The following is an 18,634-nucleotide window of genomic DNA, read 5'->3' on the forward strand; positions in this document are numbered from 1 at the left end:
TGGGGGGAGCTTAACACCCAGACCCGGCACGCCGCCGAGGTTGATTGAATAACCACCCAGCTTGTATGACAACTAATCTGGCGGACAGGTATCTCGACAGCTCCCACCACCGTCAACGCTGGGTTCTTTCACCGCCTGCAAACCCACAAAAAACCCAATAAACACTGATAAATAACCAAAACACTTACTCAACGAAAGGCCTTATAAGCACAAAAACATCGAGCGCCGGATTGCGGACTACAGAAACGCACTTGTATGATGTCTATCAACAAGACACGCAAACCCACATAAAAATAACCAGGGGGAGTTTTGAATTGTGAACAATTCAAGCCATGCATCTGCCGCTCCACACAGTGATCCGGTCCTCGCGCGCGCCGTGCGCAAAGTGAAGAGCCATGTGCTCCCACTGTTCGTGATCATGTTCATCCTCAATTACATCGACCGGGTCAATATCGGCTTTGTGCGCACACACATGGAGCATGACCTGGGCATCGGCGCAGCGGCCTACGGGTTCGGTGCCGGGTTGTTCTTCATCGGTTATGCCCTCTTCGAAGTGCCCTCCAACATGCTGCTGCAAAAGGTCGGCGCGCGTATCTGGCTGACCCGCATCATGTTCACCTGGGGCATCGTCGCGACGATGATGGCGTTCATCCAGAACGAAACCCACTTCTACATCCTGCGCTTTCTGCTGGGCGTGGCCGAAGCTGGCTTCTTCCCTGGCGTGATCTACTACTTCACGCGCTGGTTGCCGGGTGTGGAACGCGGTAAGGCGATTGCGATTTTCCTCAGCGGCTCGGCGGTGGCCTCGTTGATCTCGGGCCCGCTGTCGGGCGTGTTATTGCAGATCGAAGGCTTTGGCTTCCACGGCTGGCAATGGATGTTCGCCATCGAGGGCCTGGCCTCGGTGGTGATCGGTTTTTTTGTGTGGTTCTGGCTGGACTCCAAGCCCCACGACGCCAAATGGATGACCCGCGAAGAACAGGACGCGCTGGTCGGCGCCATCGACGAGGAACAACGCCAGCGTGAGGCGCTGACCAGCGTCAAGCCCACCATCGGCAAGCTGCTCAAAGACCGCCAGATCCTGCTGTTCTGCGCGCTGTACTTCTGCATCCAGCTGACCATTTACGCGGCGACGTTCTGGCTGCCGAGCATCATCAAGAAGATGGGTGACTTGAGTGATGTGCAAGTCGGCTTCTTCAACTCGATCCCGTGGCTGATCTCGATCATCGCCATGTACGCCTTCGCGTCGCTGTCGGGCAAGTTCAAGTTCCAGCAAGCGTGGGTCGCGGCGGCGCTGTTGATTGCGGCGGCGGGGATGTTCATGTCCACCACTGGCGGGCCGGTGTTTGCCTTTGTGGCGATCTGCTTTGCGGCCATCGGATTCAAGTCGGCGTCTTCGCTGTTCTGGCCGATCCCACAGGGCTATCTGGATGTGCGCATCGCGGCGGCGGTGATCGCGCTGATCAACTCCATCGGCAACCTGGGCGGCTTCGTCGCGCCGACCACGTTTGGCTTTCTGGAGCAGACCACCGGTTCGATCCAGGGCGGCCTCTACGGCCTGGCCGGCACCTCGGTGCTCGCGGCGATCCTGGTGTTTTTCGCCAAGACCGCGCCCTCTGCCCCATTGACCTCGCCCAGCGTGACGCCAACCGGCGCCGCCCTCAGCAAACCTCTTTGAGCCTCTTTAGGAACTTGCCATGACTACTCCCGTCGTTACTCACTTGCAGGTCATCCCCGTGGCCGGCCACGACAGCATGCTGCTCAACCTCAGCGGCGCCCACGGCCCGTATTTCACGCGCAACATCGTGATTCTCAAGGACAGCTCCGGCAACACCGGCGTCGGTGAAGTGCCGGGCGGCGAACGCATCCGCGAAACCCTGGAAGATGCGCGCAGCCTGGTGATCGGCCAACCCATCGGCCAGTACCAGCGCATCCTCAACCAGATGCGCAGCACCTTTGCCTCGCGGGATTCGGCCGGCCGCGGCCTGCAAACCTTTGACCTGCGCATCACCATCCACGCCGTCACCGCCATGGAAGCGGCCTTGCTCGACCTGCTGGGGCAGTTCCTTGAAGTGCCGGTGGCCGCTTTGCTCGGCGAAGGCCAGCAGCGCGACGCGGTGAAGATGCTTGGCTATCTGTTTTATGTGGGCGACCGCAATGCCACCGACCTGGCCTACCGCAACGAAGCGGACGCCGACGACGAGTGGTTCCGCCTGCGCCATGAAACAGCCCTGACAGCCGAAGCCGTGGTGCGCCTGGCCGAGGCTGCCAAGGCCAAATACGGCTTCAACGACTTCAAGCTCAAGGGCGGCGTTTTAAGCGGCGACGAAGAGATCGAAGCCGTCACCGCCCTGGCCGAACGCTTCCCCGATGCACGCATCACCCTCGACCCGAACGGCGCCTGGTCACTGAAAGAAGCCATCCGCCTGTGCCGCGACCAACACCACGTGCTCGCCTACGCCGAAGACCCGTGCGGGGCCGAAAATGGTTACTCGGGGCGTGAAGTCATGGCCGAATTCCGCCGCGCCACGGGCCTCAAGACCGCCACCAACATGATCGCCACCGACTGGCGCGAAATGGGCCACGCGATCCAGCTGCAATCGGTGGACATTCCCCTGGCCGACCCGCACTTCTGGACGATGCAAGGCTCGGTGCGCGTGGCGCAGATGTGCAACGACTGGGGCCTGACCTGGGGTTCGCACTCCAACAACCACTTTGATATTTCCCTGGCGATGTTCACCCAAGTGGCCGCTGCGGCACCGGGCGAGATCACCGCCATCGACACCCACTGGATCTGGCAGGACGGCCAACGCTTGACCAAGGAACCGCTGAAGATCGAAGGCGGTTATGTGAAGGTCCCGGCCAAACCGGGCCTGGGCGTGGACATCGACATGGACGCTGTGGCCAAGGCTCACGAGCTTTATAAAGGCATGGGCCTTGGGGCGCGGGATGACAGCGTGGCGATGCAGTTCTTGATTCCGGGGTGGCGCTATAACAACAAGCAGCCTTGCCTGGTGCGCTGAGCGCTCAAGACAAAGTCGGTCAAATGTGGGAGGGGGCTTGCCCCCGATAGCGGTGTATCAGCCAGACATGTATCGACTGACACTCAGCCATCGGGGGCAAGCCCCCTCCCACATTGGTCCCCGGTGTATTTCAAGGGTTGTGGTCGCCCGCCACCGCCGCAATCGGCCTGCGGGTCTTGAGACTTCATGCTTTGTGCAAGGTATGCACTGATGATCTCCGGGCTGTCGAGAAAGCGCGACGCTTCAAAAAATTCTGTAGCCCGGCCCGACAAACACACGCGTTTCACTCATCCCGTCGCCTACAGGCTCACAATCGCCAAAATTGTTTTCCTCGGCTCGGTCCAGCCGCGTCAGCACCGCTTTGGCAATTTCCAGTTCGGCCGTATGAAGTGGCAGGTATACCCGTTCGGTATCCGCTCCAGATAATCCTGATGCTCCGGCTCCGCCTGCCAAAACTCGCTGGCGGGCTCAATTTCCGTGACCACAGGCCCCGGCCACAGGTTGGAGGCATCCACGTCAGCCGCGGTATCTTCGGCAATCTCCCGTTGCTGTTCGCTCAGGTAGTAAATCGCCGAACGATAGCTTGGCCCCAGATCATTGCCCTGCCGGTTCGGCGTGCTCGGATCATGGATCTGGAAAAAGAACTCAAGGATCTGCCGGTAGGTGATCACCGCCGGGTCAAACACGATCTCAATCGCTTCAGCATGGTTGCCATGGTTGCGGTAGGTGGCATTCGGCACATCGCCACCGGTGTAGCCGACTCGCGTGCGCAGCACGCCGGGGTAGCGTCGCAACAGGTCTTGCATGCCCCAGAAGCAGCCGCCGGCGAGGATGGCGGTTTCGGTTGGATTGGTCATGGTTTGTCCTTGCGGTTAATGGAGACAGGGTAGTTATGGGGTGATGTTGGGCAATACCAAGGTGAATCAAGGAAAAACAGGGCAGCAGCCGGGTATCAGTCAGTCAAGGACGAACACCTGCCCTTCCGTTCCTCGAAGACACCGCCTGCCATCGCAGCGGGCGAATGAGATTGCCGATCTGCTACCACATAACTGGGTGGCTATCTGACCGCACATATTTCAATGCGGAAATTTGCGGCGTAACTCCAAGTGGATTAATCCTATGCAATTTTGATTACCACCTTACCAAAGGCGCCTCTGGCCAAATGTTCGTACGCTTCGCGTGCTTGATCGAATGGATACACGTGGTCGATTACCGGGCGAATCTTGTGCTCATTCAAGAACTCGTTCATTCGGTCAAATGACGAGCGTGGAGCAACGGCTATGCCGCGAATCGTTGTTTGTCGAAAAATCATAGGCATCAGGTTCAGGGCAGAGGTTTGGCCTGTCAGAAAGCCGATCTGTGCGATACGTCCACCTACCTTTGTTGCAGCAATCGATTGATTGATGCCGTCACCGCCTGCCACATCCAGCAGAAGATCCACTCCCTTGCCGTCAGTGAGCTTTAGAACTTCCTCCGCCCACTCAGGGGTAGTGCGATAATTCACACCAGCCACAGCGCCGAGCTTTTTTACAGCTTCCAGATTGTCATCACGGCTGGAGGTGACGATAACCTTGGCCCCCAGAGCTGTGGCAATTTGTGCTGCAAAAACAGAAACACCTCCAGATCCCTGAACCAAAACGGTTTGGCCGGCCTCGATCCGGCCATAATCGACGAGCGCATACCATGCGGTCAGCGCGGCAATTGGAAGGGTCGCGACTTCCTCATCTGACATGTTGTCGGGGGCACGTACCGCGCTGTCTTCATGGATGATCATGTATTCCGCCAGTCCACCAGGCAATGGCGAGCCGAAGCAGTAGTTGGGCTCATCTGGCCCGGGCATACCGTCCAGGCCGGACGCCCGCACGTCACGCGCACCATTCAGGATCTGGAAGCCTCGCTGGGTGTCCGTCTGTTCCAGCGCACTACGCGTAAAGTAAAACTGACGGCTGAGGGCGAGCGGTTTTACGAACGCGTCAAAGAGATTTTGGCAACCATTGCAGAAACCACTTCCATGTTCGACCGTAGTGGGCCGACCTTGCGCGGACGACTTCGAATTGACATTCCCACTGCATTTTCCCAGCGCAGCTTCATGGAAAGCCTTAGGAAATTTAAAGCGGCATTTCCCGAAATCGAGCTTGCGCTAGGCGTGACCGACCGTACGGTAGATCTCGTCGCCGAGGGCATCGACTGTGTATTGCGAATTGGTGACCTCCCGGATTCAAGCATGGTGGCCAGAGAAATTGGCGCCGCCACCATGGTGACTTGTGCGTCTCCAGGTTATCTCCAAGCCTGCGGGGCACCCATAACCCTGCAAGATCTGGCAGACCACCAATGTGTCAGCTTCCTTTCCGGTCAAAATAACAGACCACTGCCTTGGCACTTCTCGGTAGACGGCGAAGATCGGCCACACACGCCTCATGGTGGAATCACGGTGAATGAGTCGAATGCCTACGTTCAATGCGGTGTTGCAGGCTTCGGCATTGTTCAAGCTCCTGGAATAGCCGTTGAGACATTCCTCGCAAGCGGAGAACTGGTTGAAGTGCTCAGGGCATTTCGTCCAAAGCCTCGCCTGGTATCGGTGCTTTATCCAAGCAGAACGCATCTTGCGCCTCAGGTCGACGCATTCGTGGATTGGCTGAAGGAACATTTTTCCTGTGCTACACCCCAGTTGGTTCACAGCGCATTAACCTGTAAACCATGTCCCCGGTTAGATATGTAAACGATGTCCCCGGTTTGTACCGGGGCAAGCCCGCTCACCACAACAAGCCACGGCGCCCCGTGCCCCAAAAGACGATACGATCGCGCTCGCCCGTGAGGTTTACGCAATACCGTAAACCCACGAAGCTTCGACCCTATCAAGGAAGATAAAAACAATGAGAACGGCTTTCTGCGCCCTGTTCCTGCTGTGCCTGACCGCTCCTGCCTTCGCTGACGAAAGCCCCATCGGCTTCAAAACCAGCGTGCTTCCCGACCCCCACAACCAACGTCCACTTGAGTTGGCCGTCTGGTACCCCGCCACTACCACCGCTCAACCGCAGCTGATTGCCGACAATGCGGTCTTTATCGGCGCCCTCGCCGTGCCCGATGCGCCGCCGGCCAGCGGTGAACATCCACTGGTCGTGCTCTCCCACGGCTACGGCGGCAACTGGGGTAAACAGGTGTGGCTGGCCAGTGCGTTGGCCCATCAGGGTTATATCGTCGCGGCGGTCAATCACCCCGGCACCACCACCAAGGATCGCAGCCCGCAAGCCGCCGCGCAGTTATGGCAACGCCCGGCGGACCTGAGCCGGGCTATCGATGCGGTGTTGGATCAGCCAACCCGATTTGGCGCGGTAGCGAGCAAACAGATCGCCGCCGTGGGCCACTCCCTCGGCGGCTGGACCGTGCTGGCAATCGCCGGGGCGCGCTTCGATCCTGATCTCTTCGCGAGGGAGTGCAGCACCTACCCCAAGCTGGGCGGTTGCATCGGTTACCACGAGATGAACCCCGCCGCCACGCCAGCGGGCAAGGCCAAGTTGGCGGCTGATTTGAGGGACAAACGTGTCACCGCCATTGTGTCGCTGGACCTGGGCCTGTCGCGCGGCTTCACCGACGCCAGCCTCGCCGCCTTGCCAGTGCCGGCGCTGGTAATTGCGGGGGGTGTGCCAACGGAGGATATGGCGCCTGAATTGGAGTCCGCCGATATGGTCCGGCGCATGGCAAAAGCTTCAACGCAGTATGTGGAGATTGCCGACGCTACCCACTTCAGCTTCATGTCGATCTGCAAGCCGGGGGCGATTGCCTTGATTGAAGAGAGCTCGCCGGGGGATGGCATGATTTGCCGGGATGGCGAAGGGGCTCGGGCGCGAGGGGTAATTCAGCAGCAGATTGTGGGGCTGATTACTGGATTTTTGGGGCGACCACACAACAATTAAAAGAAAGTGCTACCCAAGCAAAAATGCATCGAATACGATGCATTTAATTGGTTAAATCAAAAATGCACCGTATAGGATGCAAAAAATGAATGACTTGGGGACCCTTATTAAAAATCTGCGCAAGGCAGCCGGTCTTTCACAAAGCCAACTCGCGCAACGGCACGGAATGAGCCGTGCAACTATTTCAGGCATCGAGAACAACACCATACCTGAAGTAGGGATTCGCAAGGTCGCAGCAATCCTTGAGGGTTTGGGGTATGAATTGACCGCGACACCCAAGCGCCGACGTAAGACGCTCGATGAACTGAAATCAGGAAATATCCATGACTAGGCAAAATGACAGGCTGTATATCGGTGCTGGAGGAGTGGATGCGGGAACGCTGGGGATTGTCGGCCCACACCAGCTTGGTCGCATCAGCGTCTCCCACGACAGCGATGGCAAATCACTGCCTGAGATCAAACTCTCTGAGCTGTTGGTCTATGACGGGGCGAAAGATCTATTCGCCGATCTGATGAAAACTTATGCGGCCTACTCAGGTGTCTCTACCAGGAGCAGGACATCATGGGCCTCTTGCTTGGCGGTTCAAAGGCTTGGCCCAAACGTAAGATGCTGCTCAAGTTCGGTCGCAGCTCATGCAATTTGACGGAGTCTCGTTGCAACGAATTGCTTGCACGAGTGCACGGTGGAATGAGCCGCGCCATGGGGGAACTTTCTGATTATCGAATCGCCCATCACGAGTTTGACGCCGTGGGGGAAAAAATGATCTGCGCATGGGAGAAGGGGCTGGCGAGGAGTATTGAGCCGGAGTGATTGTGTTTGCTTGATAAAAGTTCCAGCGCAGTGCCGTCACATCGATAGCACTGATGATTACTATCGAACCACTCGCCTATAGGCTCACCAACCCCCGTTCCTATAATCGCCTCCCACGTCTTCCTGCGCCTGTCTTAAGGCCACATCCCCTCTTGGAACTCCTCACATGCCAAGCGCGAGCCAGGCCCCTAGCGGCCTTCCCGAACATAATCAACAAAGCGTCAAACAGCAGTGGCTGGCGATTCTTTCGGTTGCCGTGGGTGCCTTTGCCCTGGTGACCAGTGAATTCCTGCCGGTGGGCGTGCTCAACGACGTCGCCGCCGACCTCGGTATCAGCGCCGGCCACGCCGGTTTGATGGTGACGCTGCCCGGCATCATGGCGGCCCTCGCGGCGCCGTTTCTGTCGGTGAGCATTGGCACCATGGATCGGCGGTATCTGCTGATCGGCCTGACGTTGATCATGATCATCGCCAACACGGTCGTGGCCTTCGCCAGCGACTTCAACCTGCTGCTGTTCGGCCGTGTGTTGCTGGGTATCAGCATCGGCGGTTTCTGGGCGACGGCGATTGCCCTCAGTGGCCGCCTGGCGCCCAAGGGTGTGGGCGTGGCGAAGGCCACTTCGATCATCATGATGGGTGTGACCCTGGCCACGGTACTCGGCGTGCCCGTCGGCACCTGGCTCAGTGGTTTGATGGGCTGGCGCATGACGTTCCTGGTGACGGCGCTGGTGGGCATTCCGGTGTTGTTGGCGCAGATGTTCCTGCTGCCGAAGCTCACGCCGGAGAAGGCCATTCGCGTCAGTGATCTGCCTGCGTTGTTTATCAACCCACAAGCGCGGGTCGGGTTGATCGCGGTGTTGCTGATCGGCTTGGCGCACTTTGCGGCCTACACCTATGTCGCACCGTTCTTCAAGCACAGCTCCGGTTTTGATGGGCCGACCATTGGTTCGCTGTTGCTGTTGTATGGCGTCGCAGGGGTGATGGGCAATATTTTCGCCGGGTTCGCCGCTAACCGCAGCGTGCGTAACACCTTGCTGCTGGTGGCGCTGATGATCGGTACCAGCACCGCGCTGTTCCCGTATTTCGCCACTGGCATGACCGGCGCCGCGATGCTGATCGCGCTGTGGGGCTTTGCCTTTGGCGCGTTCCCGGCCTGCGCGAGTATCTGGATGTTCGTGGTGGCGCCCAAGGATGTCGAGCGCGGCATGCCACTGTTCGTGGCGTTGTTCCAGGTGATTATTGCCCTGGGCTCGTTCTTTGGCGGGCAGATCGTCGACCAGATGGGCAGCGCGGTGCTGCTGAGCCTGGCCACGGCGCTGGTGGCTTGCGGGTTTGTGACGGTCCTGGTGTTGGGTCGCAGCGTCAGCAACAGCTTGGCGGCGCAGCCTTGCTAGCCATTGGCTGCGGTTTTTAAGCTGGTATCATCCGGGCACGTTTAACCCAGGTAGACACCCATGAATCGCCAGAAAAAACTGCAGCAGTTGTTCAAGGCCAAGGCCAAAAAGGCCAGCGCCAAATTGGCGCCCAAATCCAAGGACAAATACATCAGCAAGGCGGAGCGGGAAAAGCTGGCGGCTGAAGCCGATCAGGCGCCAGGCGTTTCCCCGCAGGACTGACTCAGCAGCCGCTCAGCGCCACCGGCCGGCGCTCGCCCGCAAAGAAAAACGGCCGCAGGCGCACGCCCACGCTGTTGCCGATAAACGCCGCCACCAACCACACCCAGCCATGCAGGCTGCCCGAGGCGATGCCGCTGAAGTACGCGCCGATGTTGCAGCCGTACGCCAGCCGCGAACCATAACCGAGCAGCAGGCCGCCGATCACCGCAGCGATCAGCGAGCGGGCCGGGATCTTCAGGCTGGGGGCGAAACGCCCGGCCAGGCCGGCAGCCAACAGCGCGCCGAGGACGATGCCGATGTCCATGACACTGGTGATGTCTTGCCACACCGGCGCCGCCAGGGCCTTGGCATTGCCCGGCATCTGCCAGAACGCCCAGGCGCTTACGTCCACCCCCAGACCACTCGCCACCTTGGCGCCCCACAGGGCGAAGGCCGAGGTGATGCCCCACGGCCGACCGGCCAGTGCCAGGGTGGCGTAGTTGAGCAGCGCCAGACCAATCGCGCCCCACACCAAGGGCCACGGGCCGCGCAGGAAACGGCGCAGGCCTTGGTGTTCACTCTTCACGCCTTCTTCAAGCTGGCCATGACGGCGCTTTTCCAGGCGTACGGTGACGGTCGCGATGAGGGCGAACATCGCCAGGCTGGCGAGCAAGGCCGGCATTACGCCAAAGCTCTTGACGATGGACACCGCCGGGAACGCCGGCAGGGCGAACCACCAATCCACATGGTGCGTGGCGATCAACGAGCCGCAGATAAAGAACAACAGCGTCACCAGCATGCGCGCATTGCCGCCGCCCACGGTGAACAGCGTGCCCGAAGCACAGCCACCGCCCAACTGCATGCCGATGCCGAAAATAAACGCACCGAACACCACCGACACCCCGGCCGGCGCTACCAGCCCAACCACCGGTTGCCCAAACAAAGTGCCCGCTCCCAATGCCGGGAAGAACAGCAGCACCGCCAGCGCGAGCATCACCATCTGCGCGCGCAAGCCGGCGCCACGGCGTTCGTTGATGAACACGCGCCAGGCGGAAGTGAACCCGAAGGCCGCGTGATAAAGCGTCAGGCCCAATGCGGCGCCAACCACCAGCAACAATACCTGGCGCGAGCCGACGCTGTTTTGCAGGAACAAGGCGCCGAGCACCAGGATGATAAAGGCCACCAGCGGCGCGACGGGTTTGCGCGTGGGGGTTATGGAAAGAGAGGTGCTCATCGGGATCTCAGTTCATTTGAAGAGGATGGAATACGAGGCCGTAGAGTATAGACCCAGAACCCAGTGGTGGGCGGGCTGGCCCGTTCACTACAAATCAGCCGCGCCCCACCGACCCCGACACCGGAAGATTGCCCAGCAATTTAAGCCCGGTCGCCTTCACAAAGGTGTCGTAATCCATCGGCCGCTGAATCCGCGTTTCAGCATTGGGCAACACATACGCCCAGGCCCGCTGGGACGAGGCGTCGTACACCAACTTGAACAGACGCGTCGGCACCCACACTTGGTTGTCGCCCATGGTGCTGTAGCCCGAATCAAACAACGGCCCGGTAAACACAAACACATCGCCACCGGCGCGCACGGCGAATTTGCGCACGTCGGCCTCGACCTTGCTCCAGATCTTGCGGTTGTTGGTGGGGTCCTGGGGCACCATGTTCGACAGCGCGAACGACTGGGCCATGGCCTTGGCGTCCGGTGCATCGGCGGCCGGAGATTGGTGGCCACGGTCCATGGCCGGTTGCTGGCCACGGTAGTCACTCAACTCGGCGCGCGCGCCCTTGGGGATGCGCGGGTCGGCGTAGAAGTGGTTGGTGCGCTCTTCGCCTTTGGCGTCCTTGAGCTGGCGGGCGTTGAGGCGTTCGACCACCACCAGCGGCGTCTTGCTGGTTTGCGAATAGAGCACCGCAAAATGGTCGGAGCACAGCGCCAGGGGTTTCATGCTGGCGGGAATGGTGGCGGTTTTGATGGGTGTCGCGGCGGGGAAAATATCGGCGCAGCTGTCGAACGAAAGGCGCTGTTCCTGGCTGGAATAGAGGTCCATCGCACCACGGGCCTGCGCCCCGGTGGACAGCAGCAAAAGGGTCGAGAGCGCGGCGGCAATATTGCGTAAGTGCATGTTTTTAAATCTTTTCGTGAGGATCAAGCGGGACCTATGGACCCTCACATTGCACTTTAGTGCCGACCCTGAAGAATCGAATTCCACGCGGCTTCGGCCAGCGGCTCTCGATACGCCTGAGGGCTCTTTTTAACCTTGCCCGAAAGCCAGGCCCGCGAGTAGTTTTCTGCCGCGCCGATGATCAACGAGGGGATCAATTCGGCAGGCAAGTGGCCGAAATACTCCTGGCGTCCCTCGGCGCTCATCCAGTCCTTCAATTGCTTGTTTCGCTGCTTGTTGCGCGACACCAGTTCGTCCTTGAACGGGCCGTTGGACACCGCAAAGCGGCTCTGAAAGACAAAGCGCGCCCAGTCCGGCTGTGCGTCTACCCACTCCACGTAGCTGTACACCAACGCCACGATGCCCTCGCGTGCGGTGTTCGCCTCTTGCAGGTAGCGATCACGCAGGGCGGCCTGGTCTTCAAGCGCGGCAAAAAACAGAGCGGCCACCAGCCCTTCCTTATTGTGCCGGTGGACATCTTCGATGAAAGCGACGTCAACGTGTTTACCGCGCGTATCACCATGAACGTGAAGCTGGCTTAGGCCCGGCTCAATGTCCCACTGCTGCGGGCCCATCGGCGGACCGCTTACCCGGTTTGAACCCATGGACCCGCGCCGTCCACGCAATGCACAGCGCCACGGCCACCAACCCCAGCATCGCCCACGGAAACGACCCCACTCCCCACGTGTCCAGCAGCACCCCGCCCACTACGCCGCTGCCGGCAATCGCGCTGTTCCACGCCACCACATTCAACGACAACGCCACATCCGCGCCCTCGCCCGCCGCATCCGCCAGGGCGGTTTGCAGCAAGGTCGCGGCGCCGCCGAAGCTCAGGCCCCACACCGCCACGCCGCAGTAGATCACCTCAGCCATTGAGCTCAGGCAGCCAAACACCACACAGACCAGCGCAAAGGCCGCCAGGCTCACCAGCACGGTCTTGCGCAACAACGGCTCGACCAGCCTGGCCGTGATCCAGATCCCCGCCAACGCGGCACTACCGAACACCAGCAGGACCAGGTCGACGCGCTCCGCCAACCCCGCCGACGCCACGAAGGGGGCGATGTAGGTGTACAGAATGTTGTGCGCCAGCATCCAACTGATCACCACCGCCAGCACCGGGCGCACGCCTGGCGTGGTCAGCACTTGGCCCAGCGACAGTCGCTGGTGTGCGGGTTGCGGCGCATAGTCCGGCACTTTCACCAACACCCAGACGATCAACACTACGGTGAGCCCAGACATCAGGCCGAAGGCGGTACGCCATCCCACCAGCCCGCCAAGCCAGGTACCCAGCGGTACACCCAGCGACAGCGCAATCGGCGTGCCGACCATGGCCAGTGCCAGCGCCCTGCCCTGTTGATGAGGCGCGACCATGCGCCGGGCGTAACCGGCGAGCAGGCTCCAGGCCAACCCCGCCGCGACTCCGGCGAAGAAACGCGCCACCAGTGTCACGCCGTAGTGAGATGACAACGCGGTGATCGAGTTGAACAGCAGGAATCCGACGATGGTCAGCAGCAACACATTGCGCCGCCGCCAGCCACGGGTAGCGATGGTCATGGGAATCACCGCCAGCACCGAACCCAATGCATAGGCCGTGACCATCTGCCCGGCCATGGACGGCGAAATCGCCAGCCCTTCGCTGATCAACGGCAACAGGCCGGCGGGCAGGGTTTCGGTAACGATGCAGATGAAGCCGGTCATGGCCAGGGCGAGCAAGGCGCCAATGGGCAGGCGTTCGGACGAGGCCGGTAGAGTGAGTGAAGGCGTCACGGGAAGCTCCTTGGAAACAGACTTAAATACTGATCGATACAAATGTTGCAGGTGACCGGCGCACATTGTCAACGACTTATGTATCGACTAGTATTTATCTCGCTTTCCACCGGAGTCTTCATATGGCACAAATGGGCCGCCCGCGTAATTTCGACCGTGCACAGGCTGTGGAACAGGCATTGCACCTGTTCTGGCAGCACGGCTACGACGCCACCTCTCTCGCTCAGCTCAAGGCGGGCCTGGGCGGCGGCATCTCCGCGCCGAGCTTTTACGCCGCGTTCGGCTCCAAGGAAGCCTTGTTCGACGAATGCGTGCAGCGCTACCTGACAACCTACGCCCAAGTCACCGAATGCTTGTGGGATGAAACCCTGCAACCGCGTCGGGCGATCGAGACCGCGTTGCGCCAGTCGGCGCGCATGCAGTGTGAAGACGGTCATCCCAAAGGCTGCATGGTGGCGCTGGGCGTGATGAGCGCGCCAAGCCCGGAGAACGCACGGGTGGCAGATGGCTTGACCCAATCGCGGTTGCGCACACGGGCCGGGATCGTGGCGTGTGTAGAGCGGGCGGTGCGCCAGGGGCAATTGCCGGCGCATACCCAACCGGTGGTGATGGCGACGGTGTTTGACAGTTTCCTGCAGGGGGTGTCGATCCTGGCACGCGATGGGATGGCGCATTCAGCCATCGATGCAGCGATCAGCCAGATTATGCTGACATGGGATGTCGCCGCGTCTGTCACGCCCCCGTTATCCAAACCGAAGGCTTAAATACACAATCACTGCTGGCCACGCTTGCTTTCGCTGATGGCACACCGCTAATCTTGCGAATAATTCTTATCCGCAGACGTAGCCTCCCATGTCGGCCAGCGACCTTCCCTTGAATCAGGCTGTCCATGTGCTCTACACCGAGCACCATGGCTGGTTGTTCGGCTGGCTGCGAAAAAAACTCGGTTGCCCACAGAACGCTGCGGACCTTTCCCACGACACCTTCGTACGCATCCTTACGTCCCGGGACGCCCTCGGCGCCCTGCGTGAACCGCGGGCGTTCCTCACGACCACCGCGCGCCACCTGATCATCGACCGGGCGCGCCGCCGTCAGCTGGAAGACGCCTACCTGCGCGAACTGGCGCTGACCATCGACATGATGGAGCACTGCCAGCAGTCGCCGGAGCAGATCCTGGTCACCCTCGAAGCGCTGGAGCAGATCGCCTTTGTGCTCGACGGCCTGGCCCTGAATGCGCGACAGGCGTTCCTGCTGTACTTCCTCGAAGGCCTGCGCCAGAGCGACATCGCCAGCCGCTTGGGGATTTCCGAGCGCATGGTGCGCAAGCACCTGATGAATGCCCTGCTGCACTGCAACCACGTGCTGGACGTATGAGCGCCGACCTCGACCAACAGGCCGCCAACTGGGTGATTCGCCTGAATGAAGGCAACCTCAGCGAGCGCGAGCAGCAGCAATTCGAACGCTGGAAGATCGCTGACCCACAGCACGCGGCGGCCTTTGAGCGCTTGCAGGGGTTTGTCGGGCGCTTGCAGGCCTTGCGGCCGCAACAGGCACCGGTGCAAGCCGCACTGGAAGCGGCCCGGGTACGCCGGCGCAACCCGGCCGGCCGCGTCCTGCTGGGCTTGCTGATGGCGTTGCCGGTGGCCCTGGCATTGCGGGCTTATCCGTCCAGTTACCTGCTGGCCGACCAACGCACCGCCCCGGCGCACTGGCAGCGAATCAATCTGGAGGACGGTTCGCAACTGACCCTCAGCGGCAACAGCGCGGTGGACCTGACTTTCAACGGCCAGCAACGCCAAGTGCGTTTGCTGCGCGGTGAAATACTGGTGCAGGTGGCCCACGATGCCACGCGGCCGTTTACCGTGGTGACTGACGACGGCCAGATGCGCGCCCTCGGCACACGTTTCACGGTCAGGCGCGAAACGCCGGGCACGCTGCTGACCATGCTCGAATCGACCGTCGCCGCCACCGATGCCGGTCAACACACGGCTGTGAACGTCAGTGCCGGCGAACAGGCACGCATCACGCCAGACGCGGTGACGCTGCTGGGCAAGGTCGATCCCCGCGCCACGAACGACGCCTGGCAACACCACCAGTTGGTGGTACAGGACCGGCCGTTGCCGGAAGTACTGGATGAGTTGGCACGCCAGTACGGCGGCCATGTGCAGTTCAATCGCGAGCAATTGGCCGACCTGCGTGTGTCTGCCGTGTTGCCGCTGGACAACCCGCGTCGCGCCCTGCAATTGATTGCCGATGGTCTGCCGGTGCGCCTGCGCTCGTTCAGTCCGCTGTGGTTGCAGATCGAGCGTCACGAAAAATAGTTTCGCGTGCCGGGTTCCGCTTTTCAGCACTGCCCCGTCAAGGAAGAAAGCACCTCAATAACAGGAATTCTTCCATGCCGCGCCACCTCAAGCGTTCTCCCTTGCCTCTCGCCCTGGCGATCAACCTGGCCAGCCTTACCGCACTGAGCGTGGGCCTGTGCAGCCCGGTGGCCGCACAAGAGGCGGCGCGGTATGCCATCGCCGCTGGCCCGCTGGGCCCGGCACTGAACCTGTTCGCCCAGCAGGCGCATGTGGCGTTGCTGTTCGACAGCACGACCGTCGCCGGTTTGAGTACCGCGGGTTTGCAAGGCGATTTCCCGATCAACCAGGGCTTTGCCCAGTTGCTGCGTGGCAGTGGCTTGCAAGCGGTGCAAGGCGCCAACGGGTATGTGTTGGTGCCGGTCAACACCGGCGGCGCCCTGGAATTGGGGCCGACCTCGATCACCGGTTTGAGCGAAGAAAGCAGCACCGAGCACGTCAAGGGCTACGTGGCCACGCGCAACCTCAGCGCGACCAAGACCGACACACCGATCATCGAAACCCCGCAATCGTTGTCGGTGGTCACCAGCGACGAGATCCGCGACCGGCAATCGGAAACCCTGTCGCAAACCCTCGACCTGACGCCGGGTTTCACCAGCCAACCCACCAGTTTCAACCGCACCTCGGACCGCTTTCGCATTCGCGGTTTCGATGTGGAATCCGCCACCGGTGGTTCCCTGCGCGATGGCCTGCGCCTGCAAAACAACTCCTACGATGGCGTGCAGGAACCCTATGGCCTGGAACGCGCCGAAGTGATTCGCGGCGCGGCGTCGGTGCTGTACGGGCAACTGTCGCCGGGCGGCCTGATCAATACCGTGAGCAAACGCCCGAGCCAGATGCCTTACCATGAGGTCAACCTGCAAGCCGGGCAGAACAACCGCAAGCAACTGTCCGCCGACTTCACCGGCCCCCTGGGCGACAGCGACACCTTGAGCTACCGCCTGACCCTGCTCGACCGCAAGAGCGACACCGCCGCCGACCATATCCAGAACGATAAGGTCTATGTCGCCCCGGCCCTGACCTGGCGACCGAATGACGACACCTCGCTGACCTTGCTGTCGTTCTACCAGAAGACCGAAACCGGCTTCTCCGCGCCCCTGCCCTATCAATTGACCAAAGGTGTGGGCAGCGGCAATTTCCAGATCGGCCGCCACGACTTTATCGGCGAACCGGACTACGACGAGATGAACGGCGAGATGTCGGCGCTGGGCTACGAGTTCGAGCATCGCTTCGATGAGCACACGCGCATCAGCCATAAGCTGCGGTACTACCAATCGGATGTGACCTGGCGCTACCTGCAGGTCAACACCTCCGGCACCAACATCGCCACTGCGCAGACCTCCGGCCTGCTGCGTCGCCAGTACAGCGACCGCGAAGAACGCTCACGGGGCCTGGCCAGCGACACCCACATCGAAAGCAAATGGCAGTTCGGCGACTGGCAGCACACCTTCCTGCTGGGCTTTGATGGGTATGACACCAGCTACGACTCCCATAACTTCCGGGGCACTGCGCAGCCGCTGAACCTGGCGACCTACCAGTACGGCCAGCCGGTGGTGGTGAATAAAAACCCTGCGACCGACCGTGGCTCGCAAATCGACACGCTGCAAAAAGGCATCTACTTCCAGGACCAGATCAAGTTCGACGAGCGTTGGATCCTGCTACTCGGTGGCCGTCATGATTGGGCGGACCAGCACACCGAACTGTTCCGCAATGGCGACGACAGTGGCAAAAGCAATGAAGCCACCACCTGGCGCGCGGGCCTGGTGTACAAGGCCGACAATGGCCTGGCGCCCTACATCAGCTACAGCGAATCGTTCTTCCCGGTAGCCGGCACCAACAAGGCGGGTGAAAGCTTTGTGCCCACCCAGGGCAAGCAGTATGAAATCGGTATCCGCTATCAGCCCGAGGGCAGCGCCACGCTGCTGAGTGCGGCGGTGTACCAGTTGGAACAGCGCAACGTGTTGAGCCAGGACCGCACCGATATCAATTTCTCGGTGCAGGTCGGCGAGGTGCGCTCCCGAGGCTTCGAATTGGAAGCCAAGAGCGAAGTCACCCCCAACCTCAGTCTGATCGCGTCCTACGCCTACATCGACGCACGCATCACCAAAAGCGATATCGCCAGCGAAGTCGGCCAACGCAGCGAAGACACGCCTTATCACCAGGCCGCCCTCTGGGCCGATTACCGCCTGGCCGCGTTGGGCGTGCCGCAACTGCGCATCGGCGGCGGCGCGCGTTACAAGGGCACCACGCAGGCATCCGGCGTGCCGTCTTCGATGCCGGCTTACACGCTGTACGACGCCCGCGCCAGTTACGAGATCGACCCCAATTGGGAGGTCGCGCTTAACGCCAATAACGTCACCAATAAGCGCTACACCTACTGCGAGTTTGCGATTTGCCGCTATGGCGATGAGCGGCAGCTGGTCAGTTCGGTGACCTACCGCTGGTAACCGGGCGGGAACAAACACCGTTAATCATCGGTGGCACAAATAATAAAGGCGCTCCGAAGAGCGCCTTTATTCATCGCGGCATTATTGCTCGCTGATGGATTTCACCTCAGCCTTGGCTGCACCGCCAATCGCAATGCGCTTGGGTTTCGCTTCCTCCGGGACCACACGCAGCAGGTCAATGCTCAGCAACCCGTTGGCGAGCTGCGCGCCCTGCACTTCAATGTGGTCAACCAGGCGGAACGACAACCGGAACGCACGCTGGGCGATGCCCTGGTGCAGGTAAGTAATGCCCTCATCGTGTTCACGCTTGCCACCGGCGACGGTCAACACGCCTTTTTCCACCTGGATCTCCAGGTCATCCTCAACCAGCCCTGCAGCCGCGATGACGATCCGGTAATGATCATCGCCGTGCTTTTCGACGTTGTGAGGTGGATAGGTGGTACCGGCCTCGCTGCGAAGCGCCGATTCAAAAAGGTCGTTGAACCGGTCAAAACCAACGGAATGACGGAACAGTGGGGCCAACGAGAGAGTAGTAGCCATTGCGAAATCTCCT

At 60.7% G+C, this 18,634-nt stretch carries 16 protein-coding genes and 4 pseudogenes; 12 read left to right on the forward strand and 8 right to left on the reverse strand.

The window, feature by feature from the left end; all coding sequences use genetic code 11:
* Positions 1-316: 316 nt before the first annotated feature.
* Together NDJ82_RS02355 and gudD are read left to right on the forward strand one after the other, a co-directional pair.
* A complete protein-coding gene (locus tag NDJ82_RS02355) occupies positions 317-1,678 on the forward strand; it encodes an MFS transporter (RefSeq protein ID WP_099586297.1) in 1,362 nt (453 codons plus the stop codon).
* A gap of 19 nt (positions 1,679-1,697) precedes the next feature.
* Positions 1,698-3,023: a glucarate dehydratase gene (gudD, locus tag NDJ82_RS02360; RefSeq protein ID WP_112196293.1), complete on the forward strand. Its 1,326-nt coding sequence runs from the start codon at positions 1,698-1,700 to the stop codon at positions 3,021-3,023.
* Positions 3,024-3,269: 246 nt separating this feature from the next.
* On the opposite strand, the pseudogene NDJ82_RS02365 reads toward gudD, so the two are convergent.
* From NDJ82_RS02365 to NDJ82_RS02375, 3 genes and pseudogenes are all read right to left on the reverse strand, one after another.
* Positions 3,270-3,383: pseudogene (locus NDJ82_RS02365) on the reverse strand (type II toxin-antitoxin system RelE/ParE family toxin); the annotation flags it as partial.
* Positions 3,374-3,880: a peptide-methionine (S)-S-oxide reductase MsrA gene (gene msrA / locus NDJ82_RS02370; RefSeq protein WP_250924878.1), complete on the reverse strand. Its 507-nt coding sequence runs from the start codon at positions 3,878-3,880 to the stop codon at positions 3,374-3,376. The pseudogene NDJ82_RS02365 and the gene msrA, both read right to left, overlap by 10 nt.
* Positions 3,881-4,140: 260 nt before the next feature.
* Positions 4,141-4,872 (reverse strand): annotated as a pseudogene (locus tag NDJ82_RS02375) (zinc-dependent alcohol dehydrogenase family protein); the annotation flags it as partial.
* Here NDJ82_RS02375 and NDJ82_RS02380 point away from each other — a divergent pair.
* From NDJ82_RS02380 to NDJ82_RS02405, 6 genes and pseudogenes are all read left to right on the forward strand, one after another.
* Positions 4,849-5,710 (forward strand): annotated as a pseudogene (locus NDJ82_RS02380) (LysR substrate-binding domain-containing protein). The pseudogenes NDJ82_RS02375 and NDJ82_RS02380 sit on opposite strands and share 24 nt — an antisense overlap.
* Positions 5,711-5,896: 186 nt before the next feature.
* Positions 5,897-6,937, forward strand: a complete 1,041-nt coding sequence (locus tag NDJ82_RS02385; RefSeq protein ID WP_250924879.1) for an alpha/beta hydrolase family protein — start codon at positions 5,897-5,899, stop codon at positions 6,935-6,937.
* Between the two features lie 85 nt (positions 6,938-7,022).
* Positions 7,023-7,268 (forward strand): helix-turn-helix domain-containing protein, encoded by a 246-nt coding sequence (locus tag NDJ82_RS02390; RefSeq protein WP_099586302.1) that lies wholly within the window; start codon positions 7,023-7,025, stop codon positions 7,266-7,268.
* A 231-nt stretch (positions 7,269-7,499) separates the two neighbouring features.
* Positions 7,500-7,748: a hypothetical protein gene (locus tag NDJ82_RS02395; protein ID WP_250924880.1), complete on the forward strand. Its 249-nt coding sequence runs from the start codon at positions 7,500-7,502 to the stop codon at positions 7,746-7,748.
* 166 nt (positions 7,749-7,914) lie between these two features.
* Positions 7,915-9,141 carry an MFS transporter gene (locus NDJ82_RS02400; protein WP_099586303.1) on the forward strand — a complete coding sequence of 409 codons (1,227 nt, stop codon included), beginning with the start codon at positions 7,915-7,917 and terminating at the stop codon, positions 9,139-9,141.
* Positions 9,142-9,201: 60 nt separating this feature from the next.
* A complete protein-coding gene (locus NDJ82_RS02405) occupies positions 9,202-9,363 on the forward strand; it encodes a DUF2986 domain-containing protein (RefSeq protein ID WP_099586304.1) in 162 nt (53 codons plus the stop codon).
* 1 nt (position 9,364) lies between these two features.
* Here NDJ82_RS02405 and NDJ82_RS02410 read toward each other — a convergent pair whose 3' ends face one another.
* The 4 genes and pseudogenes from NDJ82_RS02410 to NDJ82_RS02425 all read right to left on the reverse strand — a co-directional run bounded on the left by NDJ82_RS02410 (position 9,365) and on the right by NDJ82_RS02425 (position 13,274).
* Positions 9,365-10,576: a YeeE/YedE family protein gene (locus tag NDJ82_RS02410; protein ID WP_099586305.1), complete on the reverse strand. Its 1,212-nt coding sequence runs from the start codon at positions 10,574-10,576 to the stop codon at positions 9,365-9,367.
* 94 nt (positions 10,577-10,670) lie between these two features.
* The gene (locus tag NDJ82_RS02415; protein ID WP_099586306.1) at positions 10,671-11,468 is read right to left on the reverse strand and encodes a DNA/RNA non-specific endonuclease; all 798 of its coding nucleotides are present in this window, start codon (positions 11,466-11,468) and stop codon (positions 10,671-10,673) included.
* A 56-nt stretch (positions 11,469-11,524) separates the two neighbouring features.
* Positions 11,525-11,980 (reverse strand): annotated as a pseudogene (locus NDJ82_RS02420) (TetR/AcrR family transcriptional regulator); the annotation flags it as partial.
* Positions 11,981-12,056: 76 nt separating this feature from the next.
* Positions 12,057-13,274 carry an MFS transporter gene (locus tag NDJ82_RS02425; protein ID WP_112196300.1) on the reverse strand — a complete coding sequence of 406 codons (1,218 nt, stop codon included), beginning with the start codon at positions 13,272-13,274 and terminating at the stop codon, positions 12,057-12,059.
* A 122-nt stretch (positions 13,275-13,396) separates the two neighbouring features.
* Here NDJ82_RS02425 and NDJ82_RS02430 point away from each other — a divergent pair, with 122 nt between their 5' ends.
* The 4 genes from NDJ82_RS02430 to NDJ82_RS02445 all read left to right on the forward strand — a co-directional run bounded on the left by NDJ82_RS02430 (position 13,397) and on the right by NDJ82_RS02445 (position 18,081).
* Positions 13,397-14,038, forward strand: a complete 642-nt coding sequence (locus NDJ82_RS02430; protein ID WP_158878663.1) for a TetR/AcrR family transcriptional regulator — start codon at positions 13,397-13,399, stop codon at positions 14,036-14,038.
* 88 nt (positions 14,039-14,126) lie between these two features.
* Positions 14,127-14,648, forward strand: coding sequence for a sigma-70 family RNA polymerase sigma factor (locus NDJ82_RS02435; protein ID WP_112196302.1), 522 nt, complete (start codon positions 14,127-14,129; stop codon positions 14,646-14,648).
* Positions 14,645-15,595 (forward strand): FecR family protein, encoded by a 951-nt coding sequence (locus tag NDJ82_RS02440; protein ID WP_250924881.1) that lies wholly within the window; start codon positions 14,645-14,647, stop codon positions 15,593-15,595. Before NDJ82_RS02435 ends, NDJ82_RS02440 begins: the two co-directional genes overlap by 4 nt.
* A 74-nt stretch (positions 15,596-15,669) precedes the next feature.
* Positions 15,670-18,081, forward strand: coding sequence for a TonB-dependent siderophore receptor (locus NDJ82_RS02445; protein WP_250924882.1), 2,412 nt, complete (start codon positions 15,670-15,672; stop codon positions 18,079-18,081).
* A gap of 81 nt (positions 18,082-18,162) precedes the next feature.
* Here the strand turns inward: NDJ82_RS02445 and NDJ82_RS02450 are convergent, their stop codons facing one another.
* On the reverse strand, positions 18,163-18,621 hold the full coding sequence (locus NDJ82_RS02450; RefSeq protein ID WP_112196305.1) for an Hsp20 family protein: 459 nt from the start codon (positions 18,619-18,621) through the stop codon (positions 18,163-18,165).
* Between the last annotated feature and the right edge of the window lie 13 nt (positions 18,622-18,634).

The organism is Pseudomonas sp. SR18 (genome assembly GCF_023701505.1).
In the GTDB taxonomy this organism is placed as follows: domain Bacteria; phylum Pseudomonadota; class Gammaproteobacteria; order Pseudomonadales; family Pseudomonadaceae; genus Aquipseudomonas; species Aquipseudomonas cyclaminis.